This is a genomic window from Streptococcus sp. 29896 (assembly GCF_032594915.1).
In the GTDB taxonomy this organism is placed as follows: domain Bacteria; phylum Bacillota; class Bacilli; order Lactobacillales; family Streptococcaceae; genus Streptococcus; species Streptococcus suivaginalis.
In genome coordinates this window covers 963,679-987,118 of sequence record NZ_CP118733.1, presented here as the reverse complement: position 1 = coordinate 987,118, position 23,440 = coordinate 963,679, and the positions used below count along the sequence as shown (strand labels likewise).

Annotated in this window: 21 protein-coding genes; 7 read left to right on the top strand and 14 right to left on the bottom strand. The window is 38.0% G+C overall.

The window, feature by feature from the left end:
- Positions 1 to 38: 38 nt before the first annotated feature.
- From PXH68_RS04575 to PXH68_RS04565, 3 genes are read right to left on the bottom strand one after another with little or no spacing between them, the layout of a single operon-like run.
- Positions 39 to 1,259, bottom strand: coding sequence for a DNA cytosine methyltransferase (locus PXH68_RS04575; RefSeq protein ID WP_248028895.1), 1,221 nt, complete (start codon positions 1,257 to 1,259; stop codon positions 39 to 41).
- Positions 1,249 to 2,343 carry a DNA cytosine methyltransferase gene (locus PXH68_RS04570; RefSeq protein ID WP_316716039.1) on the bottom strand — a complete coding sequence of 365 codons (1,095 nt, stop codon included), beginning with the start codon at positions 2,341 to 2,343 and terminating at the stop codon, positions 1,249 to 1,251. The genes PXH68_RS04575 and PXH68_RS04570 overlap by 11 nt, the downstream gene beginning before the upstream one ends.
- Positions 2,330 to 2,554, bottom strand: coding sequence for a helix-turn-helix domain-containing protein (locus PXH68_RS04565; RefSeq protein ID WP_248028925.1), 225 nt, complete (start codon positions 2,552 to 2,554; stop codon positions 2,330 to 2,332). The genes PXH68_RS04570 and PXH68_RS04565 overlap by 14 nt, the downstream gene beginning before the upstream one ends.
- Positions 2,555 to 2,722: 168 nt before the next feature.
- Between PXH68_RS04565 and PXH68_RS04560 the strand changes: the two genes are divergently transcribed.
- The gene (locus tag PXH68_RS04560) at positions 2,723 to 3,772 is read left to right on the top strand and encodes a restriction endonuclease PLD domain-containing protein (RefSeq protein ID WP_248028926.1); all 1,050 of its coding nucleotides are present in this window, start codon (positions 2,723 to 2,725) and stop codon (positions 3,770 to 3,772) included.
- Between the two features lie 12 nt (positions 3,773 to 3,784).
- Here the strand turns inward: PXH68_RS04560 and PXH68_RS04555 are convergent, their stop codons facing one another.
- Positions 3,785 to 4,471: a helix-turn-helix domain-containing protein gene (locus tag PXH68_RS04555; protein WP_316716036.1), complete on the bottom strand. Its 687-nt coding sequence runs from the start codon at positions 4,469 to 4,471 to the stop codon at positions 3,785 to 3,787.
- A 129-nt stretch (positions 4,472 to 4,600) separates the two neighbouring features.
- Here PXH68_RS04555 and PXH68_RS04550 point away from each other — a divergent pair, with 129 nt between their 5' ends.
- The 6 genes from PXH68_RS04550 (at position 4,601) to xerS (ending at position 13,796) form a co-directional block, all read left to right on the top strand.
- The gene (locus PXH68_RS04550; RefSeq protein WP_248028928.1) at positions 4,601 to 5,863 is read left to right on the top strand and encodes a site-specific integrase; all 1,263 of its coding nucleotides are present in this window, start codon (positions 4,601 to 4,603) and stop codon (positions 5,861 to 5,863) included.
- Positions 5,863 to 7,713, top strand: coding sequence for a hypothetical protein (locus PXH68_RS04545; protein ID WP_316716035.1), 1,851 nt, complete (start codon positions 5,863 to 5,865; stop codon positions 7,711 to 7,713). Before PXH68_RS04550 ends, PXH68_RS04545 begins: the two co-directional genes overlap by 1 nt.
- Positions 7,713 to 9,362 (top strand): site-specific integrase, encoded by a 1,650-nt coding sequence (locus PXH68_RS04540; protein WP_316716034.1) that lies wholly within the window; start codon positions 7,713 to 7,715, stop codon positions 9,360 to 9,362. The genes PXH68_RS04545 and PXH68_RS04540 overlap by 1 nt, the downstream gene beginning before the upstream one ends.
- Positions 9,363 to 9,378: 16 nt before the next feature.
- The gene (locus PXH68_RS04535; protein ID WP_248028930.1) at positions 9,379 to 10,113 is read left to right on the top strand and encodes a hypothetical protein; all 735 of its coding nucleotides are present in this window, start codon (positions 9,379 to 9,381) and stop codon (positions 10,111 to 10,113) included.
- A 3-nt stretch (positions 10,114 to 10,116) separates the two neighbouring features.
- The gene (locus PXH68_RS04530; protein ID WP_316716031.1) at positions 10,117 to 12,366 is read left to right on the top strand and encodes a zinc-ribbon domain-containing protein; all 2,250 of its coding nucleotides are present in this window, start codon (positions 10,117 to 10,119) and stop codon (positions 12,364 to 12,366) included.
- Between the two features lie 359 nt (positions 12,367 to 12,725).
- Complete coding sequence (xerS, locus tag PXH68_RS04525; RefSeq protein WP_248027908.1) at positions 12,726 to 13,796, top strand: tyrosine recombinase XerS; 1,071 nt, start codon at positions 12,726 to 12,728, stop codon at positions 13,794 to 13,796.
- A 62-nt stretch (positions 13,797 to 13,858) separates the two neighbouring features.
- On the opposite strand, the gene PXH68_RS04520 is transcribed toward xerS, so the two are convergent.
- The 10 genes from PXH68_RS04520 to PXH68_RS04475 all read right to left on the bottom strand — a co-directional run bounded on the left by PXH68_RS04520 (position 13,859) and on the right by PXH68_RS04475 (position 23,332).
- A complete protein-coding gene (locus PXH68_RS04520; RefSeq protein ID WP_248027910.1) occupies positions 13,859 to 15,367 on the bottom strand; it encodes a phosphohexomutase domain-containing protein in 1,509 nt (502 codons plus the stop codon).
- A 75-nt stretch (positions 15,368 to 15,442) separates the two neighbouring features.
- Positions 15,443 to 16,384 (bottom strand): sensor histidine kinase, encoded by a 942-nt coding sequence (locus PXH68_RS04515; protein ID WP_248027912.1) that lies wholly within the window; start codon positions 16,382 to 16,384, stop codon positions 15,443 to 15,445.
- Complete coding sequence (locus tag PXH68_RS04510; protein ID WP_248027914.1) at positions 16,381 to 17,046, bottom strand: response regulator transcription factor; 666 nt, start codon at positions 17,044 to 17,046, stop codon at positions 16,381 to 16,383. The genes PXH68_RS04515 and PXH68_RS04510 overlap by 4 nt, the downstream gene beginning before the upstream one ends.
- Positions 17,047 to 17,140: 94 nt before the next feature.
- Positions 17,141 to 19,111, bottom strand: a complete 1,971-nt coding sequence (locus PXH68_RS04505; RefSeq protein ID WP_248027915.1) for an FtsX-like permease family protein — start codon at positions 19,109 to 19,111, stop codon at positions 17,141 to 17,143.
- A complete protein-coding gene (locus tag PXH68_RS04500; RefSeq protein ID WP_172078915.1) occupies positions 19,112 to 19,864 on the bottom strand; it encodes an ABC transporter ATP-binding protein in 753 nt (250 codons plus the stop codon). It lies immediately after the preceding gene.
- An 8-nt stretch (positions 19,865 to 19,872) separates the two neighbouring features.
- A complete protein-coding gene (locus PXH68_RS04495; RefSeq protein WP_248027917.1) occupies positions 19,873 to 20,262 on the bottom strand; it encodes a NisI/SpaI family lantibiotic immunity lipoprotein in 390 nt (129 codons plus the stop codon).
- Between the two features lie 12 nt (positions 20,263 to 20,274).
- The gene (locus PXH68_RS04490; protein WP_248027919.1) at positions 20,275 to 20,415 is read right to left on the bottom strand and encodes a hypothetical protein; all 141 of its coding nucleotides are present in this window, start codon (positions 20,413 to 20,415) and stop codon (positions 20,275 to 20,277) included.
- A 138-nt stretch (positions 20,416 to 20,553) separates the two neighbouring features.
- Positions 20,554 to 21,720: an ATP-grasp domain-containing protein gene (locus PXH68_RS04485; protein ID WP_248027921.1), complete on the bottom strand. Its 1,167-nt coding sequence runs from the start codon at positions 21,718 to 21,720 to the stop codon at positions 20,554 to 20,556.
- Between the two features lie 12 nt (positions 21,721 to 21,732).
- Positions 21,733 to 22,479: an esterase family protein gene (locus PXH68_RS04480; RefSeq protein WP_205030729.1), complete on the bottom strand. Its 747-nt coding sequence runs from the start codon at positions 22,477 to 22,479 to the stop codon at positions 21,733 to 21,735.
- Positions 22,480 to 22,507: 28 nt separating this feature from the next.
- Complete coding sequence (locus PXH68_RS04475) at positions 22,508 to 23,332, bottom strand: alpha/beta hydrolase (RefSeq protein WP_248027923.1); 825 nt, start codon at positions 23,330 to 23,332, stop codon at positions 22,508 to 22,510.
- Between the last annotated feature and the right edge of the window lie 108 nt (positions 23,333 to 23,440).

Genomic DNA, 23,440 nt, shown 5'->3' with positions numbered 1-23,440 from the left:
TCACCACATTTGGAAGGCTTTCGAATTGCCTTCTTTTTTTATTCTATTTCTTCTAATTTTATTTGCTTTAAAAATTGCGGGAGTAGGTCACCGATAACTTTTGCAAAGAGAGGGGGTACGGCGTTGCCAATCATTTCAAAATTTGCCAACTGAGACTCATTAAATTCAAAATCATCATCAAAAGTTTGTAAACGCGCTGCTTCCCTAACAGTAATACTACGTTTTTGATTGGGATCAGGATGAATATGCCGAAGTCCATCTTTTTTCAAATGTGCAGGTATTGTATTGCTTGGTTCATCCCAACGTAAAACATGATACTTATGTACATTTGAATTTTTTCCAGTTGTTTCAAAGTATAATTGTTTCAAAGCCTCTGCCGAGGTATATTTTTTTGTACCATCTACAATATCTTGTGCTAGTAAATTGAATATTTTTTGATCTCGTAGACTATGGAATCGTGATGAGTGACCATTTACAGCATTAGAATTATCATAAGCATTTCTACCGATTTGTTCTTTTAAGGGATAAATTGGAGGTAAATCACTTATAGCATCTCTGACTGTTTTTACTTTAGTCATCCTACTTGGAAGTAACTCTGTATAAAATGACCGAAGAATTTTTTGATAGTCGGTATCTTTAGAGTCTCTTCTGACCCCAAGAATAATTACACGCTTTCTCTTCTGAGGAACACCATAATTTGATAAATCTATTAGCGCGTATTTTCTAAGATCATCAATAATTTCATAGCCTATTGAATCAAATCCATTTCTAATCAGGTCAGTAATATTTTCACCAGTAGGGATTGCACTTAACATCCCTTCAACATTCTCAAACAATATTATTTTAGGCTTGTAATAATCCACAAGTCGAATATAAGACTCGAAAAGGAAGTTACGATAGTCATCTTTCATGCCGTTCTTATCCCGTATTCTACCTGCAAGTGAATAAGCCTGACAAGGAGGACCGCCAGAAATCATATCAACTGATTTCCCACCAATCAATTTGTCTAATCCAACTGAGGTTTCAAATTCTGTATCGTTATTCCAACCATTAATAAGCTCTTCAGTCCGTTGAATATCGAAATTCAAAACTCTTTCCGAAGCATCTTTAATACTATATTTTGTTTCTAATCGTTTCCTTAAAGTTCTAACTTGTGGTTTTAACCACTCTACAGATGCTAGCAAATGGACATTTCCTGATTGTTCTAATCCATCAGCTAAACCACCTGCACCTGCAAATAACTCAATGTTATTTATCATTCACTTTCCCTTCTTTCAAGTGTTCTGCCATTTTCTCCCCTATAGCTTGTGCTAATAGAGGCGGAACAGCATTTCCAACCTGTTTATTTTGCTGTGTCTTTGTCCCTAAAAATTCGAAATCATCAGGGAAAGATTGTAATCGAGCATTTTCTCGTACAGTAGGAACGCGATTCCATTTGTAATGAAAATGGTTTCTATGACCAGTATCAATTGTTTTGGAAGGTTTTTGGCTGTGATATCTTGTCCATGCTTCATTGAATTTACGAGAGGTACCTACACCTTCTGGGAGATCTTTATGATTGCCGCCTTCAGGCACTTGGCTTATGACCCATTTGACCTCATCAGTATGTTTTGTGCCAATATGATTATGTATGGTCGAAGAATTTTTTCTCATAAGCTTTTGGTAATCGCTCTGAGCAGCTGTAAAATATGGAATATTTTCTTCACCCATATCATCAACTAATGAAGGTAAATCTGAAATTGCATCTGCAGTACCGATGTAATCTTCAGGAGTGAGTGTAGGTTCTGGAAATGTGAAATAATCATAGCCCAAATCTTTTCTGAATCCAACAAAAAACATTCTTTTTCTCATTTGAGGAACTCCATAGTCAGCGGCTAACAATGGTTTATCAGTAACACTTACATTGTATCCCATATCCTCAAACGTATTAATAATTTGCTCTTTAACTTTTCCTTTATAAAGAGTAGCCATTCCAGGAACATTCTCAATCAAAAATGCTTTTGGTTGAAAATGCTTTACTGCATGAACTACAGCTACATAAAGTTTATTTCGGGAATCATTAATATCTCTAGAACCTGTTAAACTAAAGCCTTGACATGGGGGACCTGCAATCACAACGTCTACTGTGTTTCCATTCAGATTTTCTTCGATTTCTTTTATCGCGGTTTCCTCATCAAAAAGATCCGCTTTCAGAGCAATAGAATCTTTTAGATTATGACCATAAGTTCTGAGAGCAGCATCATCAAAATCTACTCCCATTAAAATATTATAACCTGCTTGTTTAAAACCTTGACTTAAACCACCTGCACCAGAGAACAGGTCAATTACATTATTTTTTGTCATCGTTATCTCCTGTTAATTCAATTATTTCATTTAATTCACATTGTAAAGCAATACATAATTTTAGGATAGTATCAGTTGTAACACAATCATCATTGCGAAGATTGGTTAATGTGCTTGAACCCAGTCCTGTTACAGTTTGCAATTCTTTTTGGGTCATATTTAATGAAGCAATTTTTCTCCATAATGGTGAGAAAGAAATTTTTAGATTCATTTGGTTCCTCTAGATTAGATATTATTTTAACTTTGAATTTACATTATATCATAAAACAACCGTTTACGGTTGAATTTAGACCATATTAAAAGACACAAAAAATATTTTCCTAATTTGATTCAAATCGATTAATTGTTTTGATATAATTTAGCTAAAAGGAGATTTTTTATGTCAGTTTATACAGAAGAACTAGAAAGTGTCATTTTAGACTATGCAAATTTTGCTGATGAGCTAATAATAATTAGTGGTTATTGTTCACCTGATATTATTGAAAAATTTGCTAAATTAGGGAAAAAATTAGAATTTTTCTTTGGTATGTATCAGAAAAATGCTTTAACATTTTCAACGCACAACAAACTAAAGGAGATAGATAATAAATACTCGAACTTAAATATTAATATCGTATATGATTATCACGTTCATACTAAATGCTATATATTTAAAAAGAAAAACGTGATAAATAATATATTAGTTGGTTCTGCGAACTTTTCAATATACGGGCTAAAGAGTGGGAAGAATTCTGAAATGCTTGTTGATGTTGAGCCAGGTATTCATTTCAGGGAGATTGAAGAATACTACCAAGAAATTCAAGACGCTTCAAAAAGATGCGACGATGCAAGTATTATCGTCCTTCCAAAACAGTCTAAGAAAAAAAGAATTGGTAAATCTAAGAAATATAAAGTTTCAACCAATCCTTTTGTTGCTTTAATTCCATTATTTATCTATGAAAAAAATAAAAAAATAGTACCCAAAAGTAGTGGATTAAATTGGGGGAATCAATCTGGGCACTCTAAAAATAGTGGCTATTTGGAATCATATTTTGCAATAACAGCTAATTTAATCGACAACCATCCTCTTGTATTTCCGTTCAAGCCAGAAAAAAGGACTACAACAACTGGAAAAATAACCAGAGATTATGATCCTATCACTATACTTTGGGATGATGGATATGTTATGGAAATGACTTTTCAAGGTAAAGGAGTTGAAAGACCGACTAGTGGCAAGAGAAATGATGGAGATCCATATAGATGCTATCCAAAGCAATTGACTAGTGCATCGGGAGGTTCAGAATTAGGGGAATATATTCGAAAAAGAATGAACTTATCTCAAAGAAAAGTGATAACTCTTTCAGATTTAAAAAAATATGGACAGGAGTATATTGAGTTAACGTACATTCAAGATGGATATTATGAAGCTGATTTTTCTCCTAAAAAATAGCATGTAAGTTGTTTATTTCTCAATCGGTTTAAAATGTCCAACAATCTTACCAATTATTTCTGGTTTTTCTTCAAATGGAGCAAAGATGGTATCATATTTATTATTGATAGGCACGAACTTGTAGTATGTGCTATGCTTATATACTCTTCTAAACATAGGTTGTCCGTTAAACACAACTAGATAGAGTTTGCCGTCTTCAACTTCATTTTCAAATTTAAGTAGAACAACCTCACCCATAGGTATTTCAGGTTCAAGGGAATCATCTTGCATCCAAAGGGCAAACTGATACAGAGTCTTTGTGTAATCATAATTCAAAGTGAAGCTAGGAACTTTACTGGAATCATTCAAGGTCTCTAAGAATGAATCCATGTTGTATGTCTTATATGGATATTTGGTCGTTGAAGCTGGATTATTTAGCTCTTGTTGTTTTAGCATTGTAGCAGCATATTCAATCAACCTTCCTTGAAGGGCAGGGTTTAACTTATTGAAAATAGTAAGCAACTCCCCATAGGAGTAGAAATAGTGAACATCTACATCGAAAACTTTAGCAATCCTTTCAAGGTTTGCCTCACTTGGGACAGATTTCCCAGTCTCCCAATTGGAGATTGCAACTTTAGAAACTTCTAGTAATGAGCCAAGTTTATCTTGGCTCAATTTTTTATTTATTCGTAAATCTTTAAGACGTTCTCCTAAAAACATTTCAGCCTCCTGTTTACATAAAATTATACAAAATGTAACTTTTGTTAACTTTTTACTTTACAAAAAGTATATCAAAAAGATATAATATACGCAAGGAGTTAAGTCTATAATTAACCAAAAGGAGATTCGATGAAGTTTTCTCTTTACAAACATTCGTTGATTCTAGGTGATAATCGCATAGTAACAAAACAGTTTATTGTTCTGAAGCATACAGATGGCAGTTTGCAATTCACAAATTTCCATCGGTATGTTAAGACCTCATCCAAGATAAAGTCTATCTCGGATGATGGTAATAAACGTTTTTCTTATGTGACGAAATTTTTAAACTATGTCTTCGGAGAGATAAAAATAACAAACCTAGATTACTTAACACTTGATATGGTGAGAGAGTTTCTGATGCACTATGGCTTAGGAACCTTGCCTGGCGATACCAAGCACAGAAAGAAAAGTACAGTAGAGATTTGTGTAAACACCGTACTTGATTTTTTAACACTCTATCTTAATGAACGAAAAGGGAAGGCAATGCTGACATCTAAGGAACTCTATACGACTACCTCCTTTACAAATAAGCGAGGAAGGTTAATCAAGCGTAAGGAGCCGAGTTTTGAGGTGTTTTATGACGACAGCAACACTGAACAAGTAATCTTTCGTGACATGCCAAATGCTGCCTTTGAAATGCTCTTTGCTCATATCGCCAAAAATCACAAAGACATACTCATGGTAGTTGCACTTGGGGCATTTGTTGGTTTACGACCATCTGAGGCTTGTAATGTGAGAAGAGAGGATAGCCCGTTAGGTCCAGGTATTATTTTCCATCAAAGCTACGGTGAAACTTTCAAAGTTGAAATAGACTTAAGAAAAGAAATCCCCCTCAGAAGCGATTTAAAGCCCACAGGACGCATCAAGAAGGAGCGTATGCAGGCAGTTCCATATATCTTTCTAGAAGTGTTTGTGGACACCTACAATGATTATATGGCGTATCTAGAAGGTCAGAAGTATGAGAAGGACTACGGTCCATTGAATTTGAACAAACAAGGAAAGGCTCTGACTTATGATGTCTATTATCAGCGTTTCCGAAAGATTATCCGAGAAGAGATGATCCCAATTTTTCTCAACTCTGATGATGAAGAAGTTGTGTTTTTCGGTCATTTATTGCAAGAGCATAATATCTCACCTCATATCTTCAGGCACTGGTACACAACGCAGTTAGTGCTTTCTGGGGTGAATGAAATCAGTGAGTTGATGTCAGCAAGGGGTGACAAATCTCCTGAAAGTGCTTGGGTGTATCTACAAAATAAAGGTGAGATAGCTAAACAATATGCACAAGTGAATAGCGGGGTGTTTGATTATCTTAGTTGGAGAGCAAATGATTTATTTAGAGGAGGAGAATAGTGGCAGTTTATTTAAAAGAATATTTGGAAAAAATTCTCAATGAACTGGAGCAGAACAATCAAAAAACAAAGGAAAAAGTGAGTCAATTCATATTAGATAACAATTGGTTTAGCATTAAGGTAGATTCTTCTAATTGGAGTATTGATGAAGCAGATGCTGCTAAGTTAGGGCAAGAAATTAAAAACTATTTGTTAAAAGACGGAGGTGTGGAGGGGATAAAATCTATATTTTCAAGTAAATTTCCTGAGACGTTTAATGAGTTTCAAAAATACATAAAATCAGCAAAGATAGACGAAGAATCTCAATTCTACATCCAAGATTTTTTTGCATATTATCTTGAAAAAGACCTATTTCTTTACAGTGATTATGAAATTGAGGAACTAATAGAGTGTGCAACAAATAGTTTGAATAAAAATTATGGAATGGATCTGACTCGCTTTATCAATTGGTTGTTAGAAAAAAGTAAGACGAGATATCGTAGAAGTTATAAGATGACTCAACGATATACTTTTAAAGATGAAAATGGGGCATACGACCTAGATGATTATTTGGAGTTAATGTATCGCTTATTCAATGATAGCTACATCGAGAAAAACAATATGCTGTATAAGGCTGCCTCATCTAAGAATTATGCTGATACTTGGCTATTCCTATCCATACATTTTATATGCGCTCTCAGAACTACGGATTTAGTAAGACTTGGACATCCCCGACTACCTGATAAGCCAGAAAAAATATTAGAATCCATAAAGAAAGGGAAATGGAGGTCAGTTGATGCTAGAAAGACGTTATTAAGTATCACGACTAGACTGACATATCTAAATATTACACCCAATAAGACACGAAGTGCAGGCAATGTTAGTCAAATAAAGTTCCATGTTCCTGAAAGTTGTCAAGTCTTAATAGGTACGCTTTTAGCAATTGCCGAGGCGCATTATCAACTGGAAAATAACAATCAGGAAAATCCTTTAATCCGCAAAATATTCGAATATGAGCGTATCACAAAATACATGGGAGAAGAGTTTGGAGAATTTTTCTTGGAGCGAGACTTCAGTAGCAGATCGGCAAATAAATCTTATCTCCAGGCGATAGCTATGCTTGCTGACGATGTTTTAGAAGAAAAATCAAAGTTAAATATCAAAGGATATTTCTTAGCAGCCCTTGCAAGAAGTCATAAGGGATCTTTCGATGCATTCGCTCAAACAACTACACTATATCTTAAAGATGCTCAATTAGGACAGTTAAAACCTGAAATGGTAGCAAAAGAACTATTCGAAAGAGGAGTATTGTCAATGGTACCTTCCATGCTTCTAACAATAGTAACTAGAGGAAAGTACAAAGAGCTTAGCCCAAGTCAGCAAACTCAAATGATTAAAGAGCTGAATTTAACACCCTCAGAAATAGAAAAAACGCTTGAGTTAAGCGTGAGAGCTAATACTAGAGCGACGAATGCATTAAAAATGGTCGTCAATCAAGGACTTGGTACGGATCAATTACTAACTATTTGTCATAGAATCGGGAACGGAGAAGCATTCTCTAAACAGGCAGAGAGTATGTGTTTATTATCTGCGCTTGGCCAATTGTGCCCCTTTGACGATAGGCACCACTGTGTAGGTTGCCAATATGAATTGCAAACAAAATCAACTCTTTTGTTACTCATTGGCGAGTTTAACCGTCTTAATCGGAGATACACAGAAGTAACTAGTGATCTTGAAAAAGGGAAAATAAGGTCGATTCTAGAAATGCAAATCAAACCATGCCTTGAAGACATGTTACAGGCACTCTCAGAACAATATGGTGAAGATGTTTTAAATGACTATGAAGAAATAATAAAGGAGCTAGTAAGTTGATGGAACAAGCAAAACTATTTAAAGCCGTTGAAACAATTGTTGAAGAATTCGATCGCGAGTTTATAGATAAGGCTGTCGAGTATTTCGTAGATTATGTTGCTAAAGGAATTATTTTAACTGACGATTTTGATTGTGATGTATGGAAAACTACTGATGAATACTCAAATGTTAATTTAAATTTTAAAATAAATCACTTTCAATATAACAGGTATTTCGAATCACTATTTGGCATCACCTACCTTGATTTTATTAACTACTTAAAGAGCTACGTTATCTTAAAGATGGATGCAAACGTCTTAAAATCTTTGCAAACCTTTTTGAGAGATATTAAACGTATCATCAATAAGACAAAACAAAATCTTATTGATGACATGATAGAATATAAAATATCAAATATTGTCCTTTGTATTGATTTCTTATCCAGTTTGCCTAGTGCGGATGAACAAACCGTGAACCAATTTATTGAACAGCTAGACAACCAAATTTTTTCACAATACAGAACCCATTCAAAACAACAACGAAAACTAGCTCAGTTTCAATCTTATTTTCTCTTTAATGATATCTTGACAGAGTATTGGACAGATCAGCAAGAAAATAATGAGAGAATGTTTTACTATCCTATCTATCTATGGTGGCAAATTACAGCAGTAGTTCCATTACGTCCAAGAGAGTTCCTACTTACTCAGAGAAATTGTCTTACAATGAAAGATGGTAAATATTACTTAACATTAAGAAGAAATAATCTAAAAGGTAACGATAAAGGTGTTTCCCATAAAATATCAGAAGACTACTATTTGACTACGTATGAAATCCCTCAGAGGTTGGCTGAGTCAATTAAAGAATATTTAAATCTTACGAAGGATTTAAATGTTACTCAATTAGACACACTATTTTTGACAGACGCTCATTATCAAAAGTTTAATAGAACTACAGGAAAAAGAAATCGTTTTTTCACCTATTCCAACTTGAATACTGTTTTAAAAAAATTCTACAAAGAGGTCATAGGAGAGCGCTACAATTATCATATCTATCAGACCAACCCACGTGAAAAACTGGAAGAGAGTGAAATAAATTTTATTCACCTTGGAGATACCAGGCATATCGCTATGATTAACCTGATTGCCGAAAATGCAAGCCCAGTAACAGCAATGCTACTTGCAGGTCATGACAGCGTGTCAACTTCAGCACATTACTTTGCAAATCTTAGTCAATTTATCGAATGCCGTAGTTATCAAGTATATCGCAAGCTTACTAACTCACAAACAACCTATGAGATTAGTAAAGCTCAACCTAGATATACAGTAGGAAAAGCATTTGTTCAACTAGATAACAAAGGACGATGCTACTCACTAAAGTATGCTTCAGGAGATTATTCAGATTGCTTAAAGGTAATCAGTAAGAATGCAGAACTCGGTGCCTGTACAAGTTGTCCATTCTATCGAAAGGCAGGAAAAGATTTCTTTAGTATGGACAAGACTTACAAAAAAAGTATTGATCAAGAAGCCATGATTGTAAAACAAGCCATTAACCTTGTTAGAAAAGGGAAGGGGAATTATGAGGATATAGGGGAGGCCTTATTAAAACTTAAAACGGTAAGTTACTCTTATCAGGAATACCTAACCTCTAAGCATATTACGGAAGGAAAGTAAGGAGGATCTGTGTAAAATGGCTAGAAAGAAACAAATTGAGGACGAAAATCTCATACGAACTTTTGAAGAATATCTTATAGATGAGTGCCATGCAGATATTCAACTTTTTAAACTACCCAAGTTTGGTCAGTATTTAAGAAATAATGGCTATCCAAACCTAGCAGATGCGTCTTTACGTAGAAATACAGTTTTTAGGGGACACCTCGAAAAAGTAAAAGAAAAATACGAAGATGAAGGCATGTTAGCTGTTTTAACCTATAAAACTTTAGATGTCGTTAGTTTTCTTAGGATGCATCCATCACCTGAATCGTTAAAAAAGGGGTTGGTAAAGTTAAATGATCATCACAAACGTATTGCAGAAGCAGCTATTCTGTTTAAAAAAGAAGTGGATTTGCTTCAGATGGAAAAGAAAAAACTTTTGGAACAGATTAATTTGTTAGAAAGTGAAATTTCTTCACATAATGAACGGATTTCAAATAATAATATGCTCCAGGAAGAAAATATAAGTCTAAGAAATCTGATTAAAACTAGTGTCTATCCTGAGATAGCAAATGAACTTTTAAAAGCAGATGGGTTGCTTAAAACAGACTCATCAATCATCCACCCTGACTATGTTGCAAAACATGTATTAACCCCTGATTCAGAAATCAAATTTAATAAAAATGTTGATGACCGGGCTAAGAATAAATCACAAAAAGTTGTGAAAATCAAGAGTCTGCTTGACAGCAAAACAAATTATAAGGATGTATAATAAATGGAAGTGGTAAAAGATATACCTGAATTATTAAAATATTGGAACTTTGAAAAAAATTTGCAGCATGATATTAATCCCAAAAACCTCCTAACAAGCAACAAAAGAAAGTATTATTGGGCATGCCCTACCTGTAAATTTGAATGGCATGGCACCGTGAAAATTGCAACTGAACGATTCAAGGAATATGATACGGCTTGTAAAAATTGCATTAGAGATAATAATAGTGTCCTTTCAATACGATCTGAAATACTAAATTACATTGATTTCAATGTGGAAGATATTAACACAATCGAGACCCTCTTACGAGAAACTCTAATGACTGCTAAGCGAGTGTTCCAATATAAGTGTCCTACGTGTCGTTTATGCTGGAGAGACTATGCGGATAGTCTGAAATTTGAATCCAAAGAGGATGGAACATTATTCCATAAAGGCTGTAATGAAAGTCTTCAAAAACTTCGTTATAGAGATGTATATCCTTCTCTAGAATCAATCTATCATGTAAAAAATAATATTAGCTTTGACGACTTAACCCTTTCAGAAAATATAACCATTCATCGTAGGTGGAAATGTAACAAATGTGAAGATGAATTTAGCCTATCTATTGATAAATTATTAAACAGAATTTCAAGAACAGGGAGCTATTGTATTCAGTGTAATGCGATATTTGATTCATTGTTGCCCAAAACTAAAGATACTCCTCCATTAAGATTTTTACAAAAAGAACACCTGGATGAATGGTCTATATCAAATATCATACAGAGTAATCAAGTCGATGCCTTAACTAATATTGAAGTGATTTGGAATTGTAATAATTGTAAGGGTGAGTACAAATGCTCCCCGATTGACAAATTAACAATTCGATGTCCCTATTGTGATAATAAACAAATGCTAAAAGGTTTTAATACTTTGCAAGAAAAATTTCCCCAATTTGAAGTATTTTGGGACGATAAAAATCCAAACACATTTGGAGATTATTGGCAACATTCGAAAGAAACACTTTCTTGGATTTGCCCTTGCTGTAATATTTCATTTTTATCTAGTCCTGCTGCATTAGTTGCTAGAATAAATCCAAATGGTTTTAACAACTTAACATGCCCAAATTTTTGTGATTGGAGCTCGTTTATTTTCAAAAGTACGGTTTTTTCCGAAAAGCCAATCATGTTGCAAGAGTGGAGTTCTAAAAATGAAATTGCTGCTGAAAAAGCACTCCATCACATAGCAACAAAAAAGTATATTTGGGATTGTTCAAAATGTCATGGAGAATATCAGTGTTCTATTCCAATCCGAAAAGAAGTTGAAGTTGCATGTCCGTATTGTCGTATGGAGACACTAAAACCAGATTTCAACAGTATCGGACAAATGTATCCCGAAATAACAAATCTCTGGGGCTCAACAAATGAAAAGTCACCATATGACTATTTACCTAATAAATCAAATAGAGTTCACTGTTATCTATATTGTCCTGAATGTAACCTAGAGTATCAATTATCTTTGAGAGAATTACTTGATGCATATGATTATTACGGCTTAAAAGGATTAAGTAAAATATGCCTATTTTGTACACGAAAACTCCCAATTCCAGGTGTAAACTCACTTGACATTCTAAAACCATATTTAATTGAAGAATGGAGTTCAAACAATAAATTAGAGATGGACAAATACTTTGCTACAAGTAGTCAGATAGTAGAATGGAGCTGCCGAAACTGCAAAAATTTATACAAAGCGTGTATCAATGAACGATATGAAAATGATAATGCGTGTCCATATTGCAACTGGATAGAAATTCTACATGGTTTCAATGACCTTCAAACATTGTATCCGCAACTCGAAAAAGAATGGTCAACAAAAAATAGCTCACAATACAATGATTACATGCCAACAAGCAAATATAAAGCGGTTTGGAATTGTAGTGTATGCCAAAATGAATATGAAGCAAATATTTGTAACAGAATTAAACCTAACTTTGAGTGTCCATTTTGTTCAGGAAAAATTATTCTTCCATTAGTAGATACGGAACATAATCTTTTAAAAGAATGGGATTATTTAAATAACATCTTACTTGCAGATCCAAAAACATTGACTAAACGATCGAAGATAAAAGTGTGGTGGATATGTAAAAATAATGAGGAACATAGATATATGTTTCCAATCAATAAAAGAATATTGTATGAACGTAGAAATAGAGAAACATGCTCAATTTGTAGAGGATTTAGAAGAAAAAGAGAGCATTTTATTCAATATAAAAAATAAAGCAGGTCAAATTTGACTTGCTTTTTATATAGAAAAAATAGTTTAAAAAGTTCCAAAAAAGTTGATTTTAAAAATTTTCAAATGTAGATTTTTCAAAAAAATCTGGAATTCAAAATTTTTAGTTTTCCGTGAAATTATGTAGATTTATAAAGAAATACTGAAATTTGAAATTTTTAGTTTACCGTGAAATAATGTAGATTTTTGGAAAAAATAGCTAAAAAATTTTTTCCAGTTATAGCAGTACTCTTTGGTTATATTAAAAATATCCCTATGTACATCTTTCTGAAAAACTATAATTTTCTTGAAACTTATATAAAATTATGCTATACTACTCATATAGCTAAAATCAGGAGAAAATGATGAGACGCGAGTTATTATTGGAAAAAATTGATCAGCTGAAGGAAATTATGCCTTGGTATGTTCTGGAATATTATCAGTCCAAGTTGGCTGTGCCTTACAGTTTTACAACCCTATATGAATACTTGAAAGAATACCGTCGTTTTTTTGAGTGGTTACAGGATTCGGATTTGGTATCTGTGGAACGGATTGCTGACATTCCCTTGGATATTCTGGAACATTTGACAAAAAAAGATATGGAAGCCTTTATTCTTTATCTGCGGGAGCGCCCCTTACTGAACGCCAATACCACGCAGAATGGTGTATCGCAGACCACCATTAACCGTACCCTGTCGGCACTTTCTAGTCTCTTCAAGTATTTAACCGAAGAAGTGGAAAATGAGCAGGGCGAGCCCTACTTCTACCGCAATGTCATGAAAAAGGTGTCTACCAAGAAGAAGAAGGAAACCTTGGCGGCTCGGGCAGAGAATATCAAGCAGAAGCTCTTTTTAGGCGATGAAACTATGGAGTTTTTGGACTATGTGGACAAGGAATACCAGGTCAATCTCTCCAAACGGGCCCTCTCCTCTTTCCAGAAAAATAAGGAGCGAGATTTGGCGATTTTGGCACTTCTCTTGGCATCTGGCGTTCGTCTGTCTGAGGCGGTCAATCTGGACCTCCGTGATATCAACCTCAAGATGATGATGATTGAGGTAACACGTAAAGGTGGCAAGCGGGACTCGGTCAATGTGGCTGGGTTTGCTAAGCCCTATCTGGAAGCCTATATGAGCATCCGCCAGCAACGCTACAAGGCTGAAAAATCGGATACAGCCTTCTTCCTGTCTGAGTACCGTGGTCTGCCTAACCGCATCGACGCTTCTTCCATTGAGAAAATGGTGGCTAAGTATTCTGCGGACTTCAAGATACGCGTAACCCCCCACAAACTCCGTCATACCTTGGCAACTCGCCTCTACGACGCCACCAAGTCGCAAGTTCTGGTCAGTCACCAACTGGGTCATGCCAATACCCAGGTCACTGACCTCTATACCCATATTGTCAACGATGAGCAAAAAAATGCTCTGGATAAATTATAATTTTACGTAATATAAATTATGTAAAACAACACGAGTAAGCTCAAACTTACTCGTGTTTTCAATTATAGCAATTCTTTCAATTTTTCCTGATTGACAGCTGGGTACTGGTCCAAAAAGGCTGAAAGAGTTCGTAAAACGGCAGGTATATGTCCTGTCTGGTCATTCTCCACCTGCAAGACCAAGAGTGGCTCGTGGAGGCTCATACGGAGCAAGAGCCAGCCGTCACCATAAGGAGCAGTCAGGTCAAACCGCACTCCTTCTTCGTTTTCTGGGTTAAAAGCAAAGCCTTCGAGGCTGGTGTTTCTGAGATTAGCAATGACCTGTTCACCAAGTGCTCGATAGTCTGTTGTTTCCAGCTTGAACCGCACTTCTTGGGTTTCAAGAGGTTGCTTAAGCTGGGCAATCAAGTCGTCCAAGGACTTGCCTTCCGCTTGCAGTTTTGGTAAGAGCATGAGAATCTTAGCCGCTACATAGGTCCCGTCATCGAGGAAGTAATTTTCCTTAAAGGCAGCATGTCCAGAGGTTTCAATAGCCAACTGGCAATCAATTCCTTCTTGATTGGCTAAAATAGCACGGTTAATGACATTACGGTAGCCTGAAATATAGCGAATTTGTTTGCCTCCCAGGCTTTCAATAAAGACTTTTAGGTGTTCAGTCGTTGGGGAATTGGTCACAATGCTGGTTCCTGGATGTTCAGCTAGGACAATCTGGCTGAGAACGGCAATCAGGTTGTTACGGTTGAGGATTTGACCGGACTTGGTCACTAGTGCTGCACGGTCAACATCGGTATCAAAGATAATACCAAGATCTGCACCTTGCTTCAAGACAGCCTGACGAATGCTTTCCATAGCTTCCTTGTTATCAGGGTTTGGAACGTGATTTGGAAAAGTTCCGTCTGGGTCTAGGAATTGTGAGCCTGTGATATCTGCTCCTAGCTCTGCCAACACTTTCTCAGCAAAGAATCCTCCTGCACCATTTCCAGCATCGACGATGATATTGAGACCTGTCAGTGGTTTTTCTTGTTCGCCACAAGCGGTACGAATTTTGCCAACTAAGTCTTGGGCATAAGGCGTAATCAAGTCTGCTTGGATCACACTTCCAAGTCTGGAAACTGGCAAGTCTTCACTGTGTGCGAGGATGAAGTCAATATCTTCATGCTCTGCTCCGCCATTTTCCGAAAAAATCTTAATGCCGTTGAAGTAATAAGGCAGGTGGCTGGCGGTAATCATGACACCAGCGTGGCACTTGAACTGCGGGTACTGGGTGCTCATGAAGAGGGCTGGGGTTGTGGCCATGCCGAAGTCAATCAACTGAATGCCCAAACGCACCGCTTCTTCCGTGAAGGCTGTGACCAGGTCTGGACCGCTGAGGCGGCTGTCTCGACCGATACCAATCTTGAGCTGTCCTTCTTGATAGGCTTGAGCCAGTTCTGGCTTCTGAGTTAGCCAATGAATCAGGCCACGAACGATTTCCTTGGTGGCTTGTGGTGTGAGATTGACAGCAAATTCGTCTGTAGCGATAGCAATTCCACGAATATCTGATCCATTTTGCAAGGCGTGATGATGGGACATAGTAACCTCCTAATTCAAACTTATTTTAGTATAGCATATTTTAGAAGCGGTTTCAAAATGAAAAAAGCACAGCTTCTACTGTACTTTTGTGATGCTTACAGTTGTCCCAATTTCCAGTTGACTTTCCACGGAAATAGCTAGTTCCAACTGATTCAAGACCCGCTTGGTCAGATACAATCCAAATCCTGTCGCTTTTTGGTGTTCTCGGCCATTAAAACCTGTAAAACCTTCGTCAAACAGGCGTGGAAGGTCTTCTGCCAGAATCCCAATTCCCGTATCGGAAATGGAAATTCCACCATTCAATTCAATGGCCACCTTGCCCCCAGTCTTATTATACTTTAGGGCGTTGTCGATAATCTGTGATAGGGCAAAACTAAGCCACTTTCTGTCGGTTTTCAGTAGCCAATTTCCATCGATGGTCACTGAAATGTCTTTTTGTAAGAACTGATTGCGGTATTTTTTGACCAAATCCACCACCACTTCTCTTACTTCCACCTGCTCAAATCGAAAATCGCTGGCATGGTTGGTTAGTTTAAGGTAGTTGAGCAGATTGGCCATGTAATTATCCAAGCGTAAAAGCTGGTGGTCGACATCTTTCTGGTTAAGATTATCGGTCTGGCTCATCAAAGACAGGGCAGCCAAAGGTACCTTCATCTGATGGGACCACATTTTGACCATAGCTTGCAGGTCTTCTTCTCGTGACTTATAGAACAAAAGCTGCTCACGTGTCGCCTCCTTTTCCACTTCAATCAAGTTGAGATAGGCAAGGTCCACAGGCTTATTAAGTAGGGGCAGAGCTTCTTCATGGACATAGTCTTCCAAGGCTCTCATGCGGTTGCGAAACTTCCAGAAAAGCCCCACTGTCAGTAGGATGATAAGGGTTAGGGACAATAGCAGAGCTTTTTGCAGAAATTCGCTGGGCAATTGGTAGAGATAGAAAAGCAAGATAAAACTTCCAGACAAAACAATGTATGTGAAATAAAAGCTACGGAATTCACGGATAAATTTTGCTATCATTTGACTAAGTACCCCAATCCACGCACCGTATGAATTCGTTCAAAACCGACCTCACTCACCTTCTTACGCAGACGAGTCATGTTGACATTGAGGGTATTCTGATCGATAAATTCTTCATTCTCCCAGAGTTTTTCCAAGAGTTCTTCCTTGCTGACAATCTGTCCTTGTCTTTCTAGTAAGGCGGACAAAATCTTGGTTTCTGTAGGAGACAATTGAACCTGTTCCGATTCGCTTGTAAAACGCCCATCCAAACTAAGCTGGAACTGGTCGATCGACAAGTCAGTTGTTTTGCTGAATTGATTGACTCGACGCAGGAAGGCACCGATTTTGGCATCCAAAATCCCCAGTGAAAAAGGCTTGGACACAAAATCATCGCCACCCATGTTCATAGCCATGACAGCATTCATCTCATCATCGCTAGAAGAGATAAAGATAATGGGCATAATCATGGTTTTACGGATTTCCGTTGTCCAGTAAAAACCGTTGTAATAGGGCAAGCTAATGTCCATGAGGACCAGATCTGGCTTGAGTTCCGCAACTTCCTGACTGACAGCTCGGAAATTCTGCACACTTTCTACCTGATAAGATTTTCCCAAATGCTGCTTCAAGAGTTGGACAATCATCTCATCATCTTCAACAATATAAATCTTCTCTTTTTTCATACTAATATTGTACCAAATACATCATTACTTGTCCTAACTGCCCTTAATGATGCAGTTATAAAAAGCAAGAAATCTCGCATAAGCGAGACTTCTGCTATCGTTCAATAATGCGATAATAGGTCCGACTGGTCCACTTGTAGATGACAAAGTAGATCAAGGCAACTGCAAGTAATGTAACACCGCTAACCGTGTAAATCATGCTAGAAGAAACCACACCGAACATCATCAGCATCTGCTTGAGCATAACAAGGGCGACGACAAAGTGCAGGGTCGCCATAGCCAGTGGCATGAAGAAGACCAAAAGCGTTTGAGAGTTGATAGTTTTCTTGACAGCCTGCTGGCTCATACCCACTTCCTGTAAAATCTTGTAGGATTTCTTGTCCTCATGACCTTCTGAATACTGCTTATAGTAGATAATCAAGGCAGCACCCAGCAAGAAACTAATGCCCAACAAGAAGCCTGTAAAGAGGAACCCACCTGTGAAGCCCATGAGCAAATTGTTGAAATCTGTGCGTTGCATAACATTTCCAAGATATTCTCCATTTTCATCCAGAATATGATACATATCGCCTGCCTGTTCTCCAAGAGAGAGCACTTCTTCCTTGGTCATATCAGTAAAGACACGGTAGTCCAGACTAACCTGATAGCCTTGAGGATTATTTGATTCATAATAGCTACGAATAGTTTGTAGAACACTATCATCGCTAACCACCATGACGGCAGCATTGAGCGTATTAGTAATATCAGGGAAAATAGCTGTATCAAGATTTACTACATTCTCGAAAGTACTATCTCCCAAAGTGACTTTCTCTAGCGATGGCATTTCACTTGGACGGATAAAGGCTACTTGATTGACAGCCAGCTCTGGCAAGTCATTGCCCAACTTCCTGAAGTCATCTTGAGTGATGAAGTAAGTATAAGCCATTTTGCTAAAGTCTGGATTGGCAATGGTTTCCGGACTAATGACAATCTCACTACCACCATCATAGACTAGACCAGCTTGATAGGTCAGATAAGATAAGCTGTCATTGGCTTTTTCTGGAAAATGGCTGAGCACCGATTGCTGGAAGGCCATTTCACCCTGACTTCTATTCGCAACAGGATAGGTAATAGATGTTTCCTTTGGATAAAGTCCACTGGCCATATTGGCCATACCTGTATAGAGGGATGTCGATGTCGCAATGGTGACAAAGGCCATGACCGCAAGCAATGTGATATTGGCCAAACCTGTTGCGTGTTGCTTCATCCGAAAAATCATCTGCGATGTAGTAATAAAATGCTCCGGCGTGTAGAAATAGCCTTTGTTTTTCCGCCGAGCCTTCAAATACCAAGTCATAAAGCTGATGTAGAACAAGTAGGTCCCCGCAATGACAAAGAGCACCGCAATAAAGAAGCGATAGATGACAGCTAGACCTTCCGATTGAGACGAAAGTGACAGGTAGTAGCCAACACCTAGGCTAAGGACAGCAAGTGCTGCCAAGAGGAGATTCCCACGTGGCTCCTTCTCACCCTTCTCACTAGCTCGGAACAAAATCAGCGGACTGGTCTTGCCAATAGTCCGAATAGCCAGCAATTCCAAGATAAAGAAGATACCCGCAAAGAGAAAGGCGGTCATGACAAATGCCAGAGGTGAAATACTGAAGTGTAAGTCACTATAATTGGTCAAATTCACAAAAATCAAGTAGAGAACATTGGCAAATACACCAGCTAATGCAGATCCCAGCAAAATGACCAAAAGGAAGATGAAAAACAACTCAATGCTGGCAACCAAGGCCACCTTCTTCTTGTTCATCCCCAGCATATTGTAGAGACCGAACTCTCTAGTCCGTTGTTGCATGAGGAAATTAAAGCTATATATTTCCATAATCAGTGAGAAAATGGTTAGAACGATAACCCCCAGCCCGATAGACACGGCACCTGTTCCCATGGTTTTCATGACTGGACTGAGCATGAGCAAGAACATAGAACAAATCAAGGTAAAGAGGACCAGACTGGCTAAAACAAAAGGAGCAAACACACCCATGGATTTTCGGATATTTTGTCCAGCAAGTTTGAGGTAAAACATCTACTCACCCCCTAAAAGTGCAGACATATTGAGCGAAATCTCCTTGGCAAAGTCCTGATTGCTCTTACCTGCCTTGTACAATTGGTGGAAAATCCGACCATCCTTGATAAAGAGAACACGTTTTGCATGGCTGGCTGCGTTGGCTGAGTGGGTCACCATGAGAATGGTTTGTCCGTCTAGGTTAATGTCTTCAAACAAATTCAGCAAGTCTTCCGAATTGCGGTAATCTAGGGCAGCTGTCGGTTCGTCCGCTAGGACAATCTGTGGCTGGGTAATCAAACTACGGGCAATGGCCACGCGCTGCTTTTGTCCTCCAGATAGTTCAAAAGGACGTTTTTTCAGCAAATCTTGAATCCGCAGTTTTGGTGCCAAAACTTTCAAACGTTTTTCCATTTCCTCATGGCTGGTACGGGCCAATACCAGAGGCAAAAAGATATTGTCTTGGATGGACAAGGTATCCAAGAGATTAAAATCTTGGAAGACAAAGCCTAGGTTACGCAAACGAAAATCCGCCAGCCTGCTTTCCTTGATTTTCGTAATATCCTGATTGTTTAAGATAACAGAGCCACGCGTTGGCTTGTCCAGAGTTGCCAGAATGTTGAGCAAAGTCGTCTTACCAGAACCACTTTCCCCCATGATAGCGATAAACTCGCCCTCTTCTACCTTAAAATCCACATCTTGCAAGGCACGAGTTTCCTCTTTTGAAAAGCGCGTGCGGTAAACTTTTTCTAAATGATTGATTTCTAATAACATATAAACTCCTAATTGTTTTCTTTGGATAAATCAACTGCATCAAGTAATACTTGATAGTCGATTCGGTCTGATTCAGCAATGTTATCTTCTAAATCTACCTTATAATAACCATCCTGGACACCGATGGCCCAGTCATTGCTAGTGGTTACATAGAGATTATTCAGGGATACTGTCTTTTTCACTGTCCCTTCTTCTTTGACAACAGGCCAATCCATAAACTTGACTTCTACTTCTTGAATATTATCTTCGGCAACTTCCTGTTTGCTAACAGCATAGTCTTTTCCCTTGTAATGGAAAGTTTGATAGCCCTCATCAAAGCTAAGGCTTGCTGAAGAGGAAGAACAAGCGGTTAGCATTATACTGCCCAAAGCCAACATGCCAAATACTTTCTTTTTCATAGTTTCCTCCCTCTAGTATGCCATAAATCTTATACTTTGCAAATCATGGGCGAGTTCTTCTAAGAATAAGGCTTGTTCCATGAGTTCAGCTTTTTCTTTTTCTGAGAATGCCTTTTCTTCGATTCTCTTTGCTTGAAAAAATTTGAATGACATATAATTTCCTTCTTTCTATTTCTTATGAATCTATTATAGAAAATATTCCTCCTGCACTCTCTTACAGTTCTGACTAAGAAACTTACAGCTTTGTAAGGAAAGAAAAAAGACACCATTTCTGGCATCTTTCAATCTAGTCTATTTTGTCTCCCCGATAAAGGCAATCATATCGTCTAATTCTTCCTTGCTTTCCGTCACAAGTAGATAAGCATCATTTCCTTGCAGCTCTGCAAAGGCATCTGGCATGCGTTTGACTGTCTTGATCTTACCGGCAAAGCGTTGATGAATGTCATCTGCTGAATGAACATATTCGGTCGTATCTCGGCGAGTTGCTACTAAGCAGTATTGAGGTTCGAATTTACGCTCTTCAACTGTTCCTCCTGTCACTACATTGGCATAATCACGGAAAAGGTCAATCGAATGCGCATAGTTGTATGCTTCTACGGTAAATCCACCAGCCATACGGTTATTGTACTCAATGGCGATGTAGTCTTTGCCGTTCTTGAAAAACTCGATATGAAAAAAACGCTCTTTCATACCAAAAGCTTTGATAATCGCACGACCATATTTTACTAATTGAGGATCCAACTCCTTCTCAATGAAGTAAGCATTGTCTTTTCTAGACAACATCAGTTCCAGAGGAGTATGAATATAGGTCAAACCTGTTTCGAAAACAACATTTCCCTTGCTGTCCACCAATCCATCATAGGTTGTGATAATGCTTGAGTTGACAAATTTCTCAAAGAAATAGGCTGTTTGTCCATCCCAGGCTTCTTTAAAGTTTTCCAAGTCAGCTTTCTTTGTGAGTTTAAAGGTACCTGATGCTCCAACACCATTGTCAGGCTTAGCAATCATTGGAAAGCCAATTGTCTTAACAGCCTTATCAATGTCTTTCTCCGATTTGACAACCATGCCTGGCACAACAGGAACACCTGCTTTTTTGAAATATTTTTTCATCTCAGACTTGAACTTTGTCTTCTTCAGGTGTTTTGGCTTAGCTCCAAAGATATTAAATTGTTCACGGAGTGTGGCGTCATTTTCCAACCAGTGCTCATTGTGTGATTCCACTCGGTCGAGTGGACCATGCTTGTAAATAAGAAAGGCTGCTGCACGCTTGACTTCATCCAAGTTTTCAAGATTCTCAACACGGAAGTATTCTGTTAAGGCATTACGAAGTTCTTCAGGCAATTGATCGTACGGTTCTTGCCCGATACCTAGAACCGTAACGCCTTCTTTTTTAGCCAATTCAATGGTGAATGGTTGAAAATTTTCTGGATAAAAAGGTGAAATTACAAGATAATTCATAGGCAAAACTCCTTATAGTCCGATAGAATGAAGGAAGAATGGCATTTGTTTTCTCCACCAAACCCAATCATGGGCCACATCTGTTCCCCAAGTATCAAACCAAGCTGGGATATTCTTCTCTTCAAAAGCACGCTTTAGGTTGTAGAATGAGTCCAGACCGTCTTGTTCCCAATCGCCCAAACCTGTGCAGACGATAATATCAGCCTGGCGGTATTTGTCGATAAACCAGCCGTCATTCTGATTCCAGATGTAATCAGAAGGTGAATTCTGATAAACGACATCATCATTGCCATAGTCTTGATTGTTGTTGAAGAAACGAGCATCATAGACACCTGAAAGGGCGATGACTTTTGTGAAAACATCTGGATGTTGTAGGAAGAAGTTTAAGGCATGGTAGGCCCCCATTGAGCAACCAGTTGTCATCATACCATCGAACCAGCCAGTTTTATGCTTGATAAATGGTACAGCTTCTTCAATCACATAGCGTTCATAGGCGCGGTGAGCCTCTGCCTTGTCGTGAATGGATTTCCAGTCTGCCAACCAGCTTTCTGTATCAAAACTTGTCAAGGTGAAAAACTGAACATGACCTGCTTCAATCGAGCCACGACAAGCTTCAATCATCCCAAAATCAGCATATTCATTGTAAGATCCGCCTGATGAAGCAAATACGACAACTGGAATTCCTGCGTGACCATAGCGATTTAGATTCATTTCTCTGCCAAGATTACCCGACCAATGACTTAAAAATTCAACGTGCATAGCATTTCTCCTAACTAATTTCTACTTTTTACCATTTCTCGCTCAAAAAACGCAAGCAATCTGGTAGGTATTGGGCCCAGGCTTCTTCATTGTGAATGGCACCTGAGATGATTTCCAGGGCTAAATTGTCCAAATCAACTCCTCCTGCAACCAACTGGCGATAGTAGGTCAGGGAAGAGTCAATGTAGGCCTGTTTGATATTGCCAGCCATGAGGGTCTTGTCAGTATCATCTGCTTCTTCTGTCCCAACGTAGATATAAACCCGCTGGTCCTTGTCCAAGTTTTGACGCTCAATGTAACGATCAAAAGCTTCTTGGTGAAGCCAGTTAGCTGATGAAAAGACTCCCAGACAGCCAATCTGGTCCTGATAGGCTAGGCCCATAAACTGGGTGATATTACCGCCCAAGGACGAGCCAATCATAGCCGTGTGAGCCTTGTCAGGCTTGGTACGGTAATTTTGATCAATGAAGGGCTTGACCACATCCATGACAAACTCCGCATACTCCGTTCCCTTGCCGCCAAACTGGACACCAGGAATACTAGTTTCACTGTATTTCCAAGCGGAATACTCATGCATACGGTTGTAGCCGTCGTTATCAATGGCCACCACAATCATGCGGCTAATGTCTGGGTTTCTCTTGATGGCTGGAATCACCTTCCAAGAATGGCCTGAAAAGGCCTCCTTGCTATACAAAACATTTTGTCCATCATGAAAATAAACGACAGGATAGCGTTTGTCTGTATCTTCTTCGTAGTTCTTTGGCAAAAGGACACGAACACGGCGATTTTGCTTGAGATAAGGAACCTGCAATTCATGGGTTTTCATATCTAAATAAAAGTAAGATTTGTTCATTTCTAGCTCTTTCTCACTGTATTTCCAGTATTATATCATAGTTTTTATGAAATATTCAGAAAATTTAGTTATTTATTTGCAATTTTCGGATTTTCCGAACAATTTATG

Coding starts and splice junctions, on each gene's coding strand:
- PXH68_RS04535 (WP_248028930.1), top strand. CDS start 9,379: ATGGCTAGAAAGAAACAAATTGAGGACGAAAATCTCATACGAACTTTT.
- PXH68_RS04500 (WP_172078915.1), bottom strand. CDS start 19,864: ATGTTATTAGAAATCAATCATTTAGAAAAAGTTTACCGCACGCGCTTT.
- PXH68_RS04565 (WP_248028925.1), bottom strand. CDS start 2,554: ATGAATCTAAAAATTTCTTTCTCACCATTATGGAGAAAAATTGCTTCA.
- PXH68_RS04485 (WP_248027921.1), bottom strand. CDS start 21,720: ATGAATTATCTTGTAATTTCACCTTTTTATCCAGAAAATTTTCAACCA.
- PXH68_RS04555 (WP_316716036.1), bottom strand. CDS start 4,471: ATGTTTTTAGGAGAACGTCTTAAAGATTTACGAATAAATAAAAAATTG.
- PXH68_RS04510 (WP_248027914.1), bottom strand. CDS start 17,046: ATGAAAAAAGAGAAGATTTATATTGTTGAAGATGATGAGATGATTGTC.
- PXH68_RS04520 (WP_248027910.1), bottom strand. CDS start 15,367: ATGTCCCATCATCACGCCTTGCAAAATGGATCAGATATTCGTGGAATT.
- PXH68_RS04540 (WP_316716034.1), top strand. CDS start 7,713: ATGGAACAAGCAAAACTATTTAAAGCCGTTGAAACAATTGTTGAAGAA.
- PXH68_RS04480 (WP_205030729.1), bottom strand. CDS start 22,479: ATGCACGTTGAATTTTTAAGTCATTGGTCGGGTAATCTTGGCAGAGAA.
- PXH68_RS04505 (WP_248027915.1), bottom strand. CDS start 19,111: ATGTTTTACCTCAAACTTGCTGGACAAAATATCCGAAAATCCATGGGT.
- PXH68_RS04475 (WP_248027923.1), bottom strand. CDS start 23,332: ATGAACAAATCTTACTTTTATTTAGATATGAAAACCCATGAATTGCAG.
- PXH68_RS04495 (WP_248027917.1), bottom strand. CDS start 20,262: ATGAAAAAGAAAGTATTTGGCATGTTGGCTTTGGGCAGTATAATGCTA.
- PXH68_RS04550 (WP_248028928.1), top strand. CDS start 4,601: ATGAAGTTTTCTCTTTACAAACATTCGTTGATTCTAGGTGATAATCGC.
- PXH68_RS04560 (WP_248028926.1), top strand. CDS start 2,723: ATGTCAGTTTATACAGAAGAACTAGAAAGTGTCATTTTAGACTATGCA.
- PXH68_RS04515 (WP_248027912.1), bottom strand. CDS start 16,384: ATGATAGCAAAATTTATCCGTGAATTCCGTAGCTTTTATTTCACATAC.
- PXH68_RS04490 (WP_248027919.1), bottom strand. CDS start 20,415: ATGTCATTCAAATTTTTTCAAGCAAAGAGAATCGAAGAAAAGGCATTC.
- PXH68_RS04575 (WP_248028895.1), bottom strand. CDS start 1,259: ATGATAAATAACATTGAGTTATTTGCAGGTGCAGGTGGTTTAGCTGAT.
- PXH68_RS04530 (WP_316716031.1), top strand. CDS start 10,117: ATGGAAGTGGTAAAAGATATACCTGAATTATTAAAATATTGGAACTTT.
- PXH68_RS04570 (WP_316716039.1), bottom strand. CDS start 2,343: ATGACAAAAAATAATGTAATTGACCTGTTCTCTGGTGCAGGTGGTTTA.
- xerS (WP_248027908.1), top strand. CDS start 12,726: ATGAGACGCGAGTTATTATTGGAAAAAATTGATCAGCTGAAGGAAATT.